Source organism: Pricia sp., from assembly GCF_041745955.1.
Lineage (GTDB): Bacteria > Bacteroidota > Bacteroidia > Flavobacteriales > Flavobacteriaceae > Pricia.
In genome coordinates this window covers 1-8485 of the sequence record NZ_JBGTHY010000119.1, presented here as the reverse complement: position 1 = coordinate 8485, position 8485 = coordinate 1, and the positions used below count along the sequence as shown (strand labels likewise).

6 protein-coding genes and 1 tRNA gene are annotated in these 8485 nt (G+C 41.8%); 5 read left to right on the top strand and 2 right to left on the bottom strand.

Going from position 1 to position 8485, the window contains the following annotated elements; translation table 11 throughout:
* Window positions 1-569 (bottom strand): SMP-30/gluconolactonase/LRE family protein (locus tag ACEW8S_RS04195; RefSeq protein WP_373516930.1); only part of this gene is annotated, 569 nt, incomplete at its 3' end.
* A gap of 291 nt (window positions 570-860) precedes the next feature.
* Between ACEW8S_RS04195 and ACEW8S_RS04190 the strand changes: the two genes are divergently transcribed.
* From ACEW8S_RS04190 to ACEW8S_RS04175, 4 genes are all read left to right on the top strand, one after another.
* Window positions 861-3944, top strand: a complete 3084-nt coding sequence (locus ACEW8S_RS04190) for a SusC/RagA family TonB-linked outer membrane protein (RefSeq protein WP_373516929.1) — start codon at window positions 861-863, stop codon at window positions 3942-3944.
* A gap of 35 nt (window positions 3945-3979) precedes the next feature.
* Window positions 3980-5443 carry a RagB/SusD family nutrient uptake outer membrane protein gene (locus tag ACEW8S_RS04185; protein ID WP_373516928.1) on the top strand — a complete coding sequence of 488 codons (1464 nt, stop codon included), beginning with the start codon at window positions 3980-3982 and terminating at the stop codon, window positions 5441-5443.
* Between the two features lie 833 nt (window positions 5444-6276).
* A complete protein-coding gene (locus ACEW8S_RS04180; protein ID WP_373516927.1) occupies window positions 6277-6783 on the top strand; it encodes an antitoxin Xre/MbcA/ParS toxin-binding domain-containing protein in 507 nt (168 codons plus the stop codon).
* On the top strand, window positions 6783-7259 hold the full coding sequence (locus ACEW8S_RS04175; RefSeq protein ID WP_373516926.1) for an RES family NAD+ phosphorylase: 477 nt from the start codon (window positions 6783-6785) through the stop codon (window positions 7257-7259). Before ACEW8S_RS04180 ends, ACEW8S_RS04175 begins: the two co-directional genes overlap by 1 nt.
* Before the next feature lie 278 nt (window positions 7260-7537).
* Here ACEW8S_RS04175 and ACEW8S_RS04170 read toward each other — a convergent pair.
* Window positions 7538-7609 (bottom strand) — tRNA-Gln (locus ACEW8S_RS04170).
* 604 nt (window positions 7610-8213) lie between these two features.
* Between ACEW8S_RS04170 and ACEW8S_RS04165 the strand changes: the two genes are divergently transcribed.
* On the top strand, window positions 8214-8485 hold a 272-nt coding region (locus ACEW8S_RS04165; protein WP_373516925.1), incomplete at its 3' end, for a protein O-mannosyl-transferase family.

Sequence of the window (8485 nt, the reverse complement as noted above, 5' to 3'; positions counted from 1 at the left end):
TTACCGGTTCGGGACGAGAAATATATTCTTCCCTTGGCATCGTATTCCAGATCATTGGGTGACTGTAGCCCTTTTCCGTTGAATATTTCCGCAACGACGGACGTATTTTTACTGACCATGTCCATTCTTATGACTTTTCCCCCGTCACCTTCACAAATAAGCAGGTTTCCTTCCGGTGTAAAACGTAATCCGTTTGCACCATTTGATTCCGCCTTAAAAACGGAAAGTTTTTTGTTTTCGGGATTCCATGAAAGGATTTTGTTCATGGGTACGTTGGTAAAATAGACCGTTCCGTTCCGATCTACGGCAGGTCCTTCGGTGAATACCTCTTTATCGTCGATTCGGGTCTCAACGGTAACATCACCCAGAAACAGCTCAGACTTTAATCCCTCGTATTTATCTTTCGATGGGGTATCGCCAACGTTCGAATAAAGGGTGTCCGAGCTGTTATTTGATTCCTCATTGGGATTCGATTTGGTTTCTTTGTTCCAGTTCTCCATACATCCGAACAAACAAAACAGGATTGTGCCATGGGCCAAAAATCTCTTGAAATATATTTTGAATATCATTTCTAATTATTGAAGGGTTGCTTGTAATAAATTTTAATAAGATTATTATAAAATGAACTGAAATCTAAAAAGAATATGTTTTGCGGGTAATTCTAACTGGGATATTCATCAAAATAGATATAAATCTAAGGAATAGATTGATAATTTGTAAAAAAAAATGACAAGTTACTAGTTTTTACTCCTAATATTTACTTTATTTATCACAAACTAATGACTTTGCTTGGGTAAAAAAAGGTTGAAGCAAAACCTGGGACAAGTGTTAAACCAATCATTTCTTAAAGACTTAAAAATATGAAAAGACCAAATGAAAACGGTAATGGCGCTAGTCTATTGCTTAAATTAGGCCTGAAACGACAACTTGCGCCGTTGTTTTTATTGGTGGGCATGATTGTGGTACAAGCTAACCCGTATACTACCGAAGTTGCCAAGACTACCCTAGATTTCGGCATTGTTTCCATAGATCAACTTACCTTAAGCGGTACAGTATACGATCAAAATGGCGAGCCATTATCCGGTTCCAATATAGTTGAGAAAGGTACTTCCAACGGAACGCAGACGGATTTTGACGGCAATTTTTCATTGAATCTTTCCAATCCAGACGCAACGCTTGTAGTTTCGTATATCGGTTTTTTGAAAAAGGAAATCGCGGTCAACGGCCAAAGTAACATTTCGATTAATTTGGAGGAAGATGCCCAAAGTCTTGACGAAGTGGTGGTTACCGGTTATGGGGGTATACAAAGAAATGAATTCGTAGGTTCTACTTCCGTAGTAAAGGCAGAAGAATTACAACAACAGCCCATCACAACGGTTGAACAGGGGATGAGAGGCAGAATGGCCGGGGTACAGGTCATTCAAAGTTCAGGTGCGCCCGGGGCAGGGGTGAGTGTTCGGGTAAGGGGCCTTACCTCTTTCGCGGGAGGCAATGAGCCTTTATACGTTATCGATGGCATACCCATATTTAATGATGATGTCAGATTTTTGAACGGCATCTCTTCACTGAACCCGAACGACATTGCTTCCATAGAAGTGCTGAAAGATGCTTCTTCCACTGCGATTTATGGCTCCAGGGCCGCAAACGGTGTTGTGCAGATTACCACAAAGGGGGGTAGGGCTTCCGAAGGTGTTAAGGTGAGCTACAATATGTTTACCGCGTTGCAGACCGTAAGAAAACGCTTCGATCTAATGACCGGCGATCAATATGTAAACTTTGCAACTGACTTTTTTAATAATTCAACAACGCTTTCCGATGAGCAACGGGCCACTTCATTGGCAAGTCTTGCGGCCGTAGGCAATGCAAATACCGATTGGCAGGACCAAGTGTACCGTGCCGGTTTTCATCAGAACCATAGCCTTAGCTTTACAGGAGGTGATGGTGATAACAACTATTACGTTTCCGCAAACTATTCTGATCAGGAAGGAGTCGTAAAGACGACGGATTTTGAACGGATCGCTTTTCGAATCAATTTGCAGAACAAACTTTCCGAAAAATTCTCATTGAACTCAAGGGTAAATCTTTCAAGATCAACGAACAACGGTTTTTTGGCATCCGATGGCACAAATACCCGTAATTTCGGTAAGTCTGGAATAGGTTCTACCTTGATTGCTGCGCCAACCGTACCCGTTTATGATGCGGAAGGGGGTTTTAGCAGTGTAGCCCCCTATGTTTTTAGCAATACTGATCAAGAAAACCCGGTCGCGCTCTTAGAGGCCTTGGACCGCAACAAAATAATCCGATTGCAGGCAGTTCTTTCCCTAAACTGGGACATTACCAAAAATTTGACCAATGTGATTCGGACCTCGGCCGACTACATCGATCGAAAATCTGATTTTTACTCGCCAAAGGAACTGGCCCAATTAGGGAGTCAGGTGGCTCAATTGGGAACTAGTAGAAATTTGAACACCTTGGTAGAAGATTACCTGAACTATAAAAATACGTTCGGTAAAATAGGGGTAGACGTACTTGTGGGTGCCTCGGGACAATTCGAGGAAAAGAACTCCATTTTTCTGGCGGGCACCGGTTTTCCATCAGATGACCTACAAAATAATGCCATACAAGCGGCAGGAACGTCCGCCGTGCCTGAAACCATAACGATCGATCAAAGCTTGGTATCCTTTTTTGGGCGGGTACAATTTGATTATGACAAAAAATATTTATTGTCGTTGAATGCGAGAAGGGACGGTTCTTCGGTATTTGCCGATAATAATAAATATGCCAATTTCGCGGCAATCGGTGGTGCATGGCGAATCTCCGAGGAAGATTTTATGAAAGATGGGATATTCAATAACCTGAAATTGAGGGCAAGTACGGGATCGGTAGGTAACCAGGCTATTCAGCCCTATCAGTCACTTAGTTTAGGTTCGATAGTCTTAACGGGGCAAGGTGCCGGAGCGGGTATAAGCGTAGGACTTGCACCGAATTTACCAAACTCGAACCTGACCTGGGAAACTACCGTGCAGACTAACGTCGGTATTGACGCGGGCCTGTATAATGATAAGTACCGTTTTTCTTTCGATTATTATGTAAAAACGACAAACGACCTATTAGCTACGGTCGCGCTGCCCCAGTCTTCAGGGTTTACCTCAATTGTCGACAACGTGGGCAAGGTCGAAAACAGAGGTATAGAATTACAAGTTGGCGCCGATATCGTCAATACCGAAGATTGGTATTTCTCTATTGATGCGCAATACTCCAAGAATATAAATGAAATTCTCGAAACCAAGGATGGGCAGGATATCTTTTCTGGAGGGGGAAATGACGCTTCAAGATCTACGGCCATTGTCAGAAAAGGAGAATCATTATTCTCTTTTTTCGCACCCAAATTTTTAGGACTTGACAATACGGGCGCACCGATTTACGAAGATGTTGATGGTAACGACATCATAAATGCAGAAGACAACCAGATTGTGGGGTCTCCTTTGCCGGATTTTATCTATGGCTTAAATACCGATCTCAAGTATAAAGATCTGACCCTCGTTACCAATTGGCAAGGGGTCTCGGGCGCTTCTGTGAACAACATAGGCTTATTTGAGATTGCGGCCCCGAATCCTGGTAACAATAAAGTGGCAAACCTAACGGATTATTATCCACAGCCGCGGGATGATCTTTTCGTAACGCGTTCGAGCAGGTTTATAGAAGATGCCAGTTATTTAAGGCTTGCCAACATAAGATTGGGTTACGATTTTGATGCAAGTCCGTTGGGCCTGGATACTATCAATTTTTTTATTAGCGCACAAAACTTGATTACCATAACCGATTACTCCGGTTTTGACCCCGAAGTAAACAGTTTTAGCGGAAATGACTTAAGACAAGGTGTTGACCTTGCCGCATATCCGGCGGCGAAAACCTTTACACTTGGGTTCAATGTAAATTTTTAAAAAGCATTCACACGACTACAAAAAAATAAAAACAGATGAAAACAATATTTTATAAAATAGTTTTTTGCATCTTCTTTCTGGGACTTTTCATAAGTTGTGATGATGTATTGACCGAAGAGCCACCGAGCGAAATAAGTCTTGAAAGTATAACAGAGGATAATCTCGATGCTTTGCTCATAGGTGTTTACGAACCTTTGACCCGGAGTAGGGGAAGGATTTGGGAAACCCAATATTTATTGGCGCTGACTCTTTTAGAAGAAAGTTCTAGAAATACGGGTAGCCGGGATTTGTTTGCGCAATATGATTTTATCACAGGGTTCACCGGTTATCAGGCTGGCTGGCCTACTTTGTACAACTCGATTGGCCGTGCCAATATACTGCTTGCAAATTTGGAGACAAACGATTTGATATCCGAAGACGTAAAGAAACAGGCCATTGGTGAAGCCTCTTTCGTTCGTGCTATCGTCTATTATACGTTAGTACGGAGCTGGGGATCGGTGCCTATGCGACTGGTTCCCGTATCCGATTCGGACAATACCGGCCAGCCCTTGGAACCTGTTGAAAATATCTATGCGCAGGTCTTGAGCGATTTATTGGTTGCGGAAAGCAATTTGGCACCGACTACCGATAATCCGGGAAGAGCCACTCAAGGAGCCGCCAGGTTGGCATTGGCGGACCTATATCTATATCGTGGACAGATCCAAGAGGCGAGGGACAAGGCAAAGGAAGTAATCGATAATGCGAGTACTTATGGTTATGCGCTATTGGACTCTTATTCCGCTATATTTTCTCCAACGGCACCGACGCATTCCGAAGATGTATTTTCCTTAAAGTTTTCGCAGTTCGTTACCCGGGGTAATTTTATACCTACCTATTTTGCGCCCGCACAGCCTAATACTTTAGCAAGGGATGCAGGTATAGCAGCCCGTGGCCTCGCTTTCGTCGCGGTGGACGGGGATGCTCCCCTGATAGCGAATTGGGACGACAACGACCTTAGAAAATCATGGAACCTGTACAACCAAGTGGTCATAGGTGGAGAAACTGTTCAGATAACTTCCCTACCGCCGGAAACCGAATTTTTCTATGGCAAGTACAGAGATCCAGGTGCCGTTGAGGAAACCGCTGCGGGCAATGATTTTTACATGTACCGTTATGCGGACGCCCTTTTGATTTTCGCCGAGACCGAAAATCTTATTAACGGCCCTACCGCCGAGGCATATAATGCCGTAAATCAAATACGTAGAAGGGCTTATGGAGTGGATCAAAATACGCTTGATCTAGCGGTCGATTTTCCCGCGGGCCTAGATCAAGCCGCATTTGATGATCTGGTTTTCCAGGAAAGGGGCTATGAGTTTATGGCCGAGGGAAGACGCTGGTTCGATTTGTTGCGCACGGGGAGATACGAAACCATTATTCCCGAAGCCGGAAAACCTGTACCGACCCTATTTACATGGCAACTTCCAGATAGTGAACTGCAGAACAACCCTGCGTTGAAATAGTTGTTTGAAAGTATAGTTTTGAGTTAGTTTTTTTAGTTTGGACAAATCGGGTCTCTTCCCCGATTTGTCCTTTTTGTTCATTATATACAACCTGTTTTTTTTGTTTTATACGCCGTCCACTTGATATTTTTATAGATACCCTAAATCAGATTCATTCTCAAAAAAGGTCTAGATGATTTCTTCTATATGGCTTCCTGCAATTAGACTTCGCGTTACAATAATCTTGATAGAAAAATCTTTTGGTCGGAAACGTGTCACAATGGATTTCCTCACTCCTTAAATTGCTTATTTTTAGAACTGGGATAATTTCGACCATAGATTTCCAGTAGCCATTATACTAAAGATATACTTTATATCAGGATGTGAAAAAGGTCATTTAATGGTTTTCTGGGCAAGTAAATCCGATTTAATGATAATTTTATAGGCGATGCATTTTTATCGCTGCCGTGAGAGATGAATACGGCGGTAAAGGCGATAATTGTAAAAAGCTGAAAAGACTTCATGATTGTATTAACTTACCATAGTACTCGGTCCACCACGCGGTCTAAGTAAAAAAGCGGAACAAAAGGCGATACTGGCCGAAGACTATTTTAAAAAAGGTGTGCTAAGTGTCGAAGAAATACTCGAACAACTCCAAATTCCTAGGGGAACTTACTACAAATACCTAAGAGTTAGAGGGTTGAAAGGTGTTAGAATCTATACTAAAAAATCCGAAAGAAATAAGAAATAGGTTACAGAACACCACAATTCAAGGTACTAAATTTTGCGTTATAAATATATATACAGTATATTTGCTTATGTAATATAGTCAATATACTCTAATATTTACCTCTATGAAAATTTCACACTCACAGAATAATGCCAAAAACAAACTATTGGCCGACGCCAGTTCAAAATTATCACTGATATCCACTAGTGATATCAGCTACAGTATCAAGATAAAAAACAAACAATATACTTGGGCGACGAACGACGAAAAAATCTCCCTGATAAGAAAGGGGTTGCCATACGCGGCCATCGAAACTATAAGCAAGCACACCAAAATTCCCGTAAATCATTACCTGAACTCTCTGGAAATAGTTCAGACAACCTACAATAAGAAAAAGAAAAGTAATGACATATTGAGTAAACAAAACAGTGAATTTATATTTGAACTGATAGAACTGTACGACTTTGGCCTAAACGTGTTCAACTGCGAAAGTGAAAAATTTCAGCGATGGCTCAGAAAACCCAATATATCGTTGGGATCTACCTCTCCGGACAGTTTATTCGACAGCCTTACCGGTATAAGGGAAGTGAGAAAGGCCCTGAATAGAATCGAGTTCGGTAATATGGCATAATGCGGGTATATAGAATCGAACGTTCGAAATATTTGGAATCCACTTTGATGGGTAGGGGTGCCTCGAAAACAGAGGGGTATCGGTGGAACAGTTTGGATACGTTCATGGTGTATACCTCCGAGACTAGGGCCTTGGCAACACTTGAGGTATCGGCGCACTTGGATATAAGCGAAGATTTGCCAACTGACAGGTTATATATTGAAATCGATATTCCCAACGATATTGAAATTTTACAGTTGGAAATATCCGACCTCCCTAAAAATTGGGACAGTAAGCCGCCAGGTCTCGAGAGCCAACTTATAGGGGACAGTTTTATCGAGTCGAACGACTTTTGCGTACTAAAGGTTCCAAGCGCAGTTGTACCGCCCGAGTATAATTATTTAATAAATCCGAAGCATAAAGATGCTAAGAAAATTAAAATTACATCTCATTATCCGATGAAGTTCGATATTAGAACAAAACCAAAATCTAATTAAACGATGGGTCAAAAGCCACCTTCAAGACAGTTGACAGTTGACGAATTAGAATTGCACTTGAAAGAGCAAACTATCTTTCTTATTAATAGTTGTGAAAATTATGATTCCGATTGGATGGATGGCGATTCAAAAACAGCTACGAATGTGAGTTTAAACGGATAGCAACAACGTTGAGAGTTTTATTATATGACTATGGAAAAAAAACATTTTGTTGTACCTATGTTGTACCCGACTATACAAAAAGCCCTTGATTCCATTGGAATCAGGGGCTTTCCTAGTTGGCCTACTAGGACTCGAACCTAGAACGACTGGACCAAAACCAGCTGTGTTACCAATTACACCATAGGCCACTATGGTTCTTGATGCTAAAACTTGTTCAGCATTAGAGCGTGCAAATTTAAAACAAAGTTTGGTCTGCACAAATATTTTAGGTTACAATAATCCTAAATATACTATTTAGAAAAGTATCTGCTGCGCTGGTTTATCCAATCAATATTACGAAATCACGTATATAATTCGACTCCCAAAAAACACATTTAAAATTGTTGGAGTACTAGTCCTATATGAATTTAGTACTAGTCCCGTCTTATCAATATATTGGTTTAGGGCATTTTAAAACCATCGGGGCAAGAGCGGGTCCTTCCCTGTTAAACCTTTATTAAAAATCCGGTTATACCCCTGATGTCTATGAATTCGGGAGTTTTGGGAAATTTATTCTTTTCTTTGCCAAGGCAAAATTTTCAAGCATGGCCGTAGCTACGGTTAAAAATTTTAACGCCGGCAAAGGAAAAAAGAAAGACACAAAAGCCCGAATTTCTAGATGGCAGGGGTATAGATATCTATTAAAATTAGTAATTTCGCCGCATTGTGCCGAGTCAAGGCTGTTTCAGGTTGCACTCAACATTAAGATTAAATAGGTTTGCCCCGCTAATCGGGGAAACACAACACGGATACATGTTTTCAAAGAACTTCGAAAAATGGGACACCCTCGCTGGATGGGGTGTTTTTTTTATAGCCCTTATCGTCTATGCCATCACCGTCGAGCCGACCAATAGCTTTTGGGATGCCGGCGAATACATCGCCACTTCTGCCAAACTACAGGTAGGCCACCCGCCGGGAGCGCCACTTTTGCAGATGATAGGTGCCTTTTTCGCCATGTTTGCCATCGACGCGACCGAGGTGGCGCGCATGGTCAACTATGTTTCCGGGGTGTCGAGTGCCTTTAC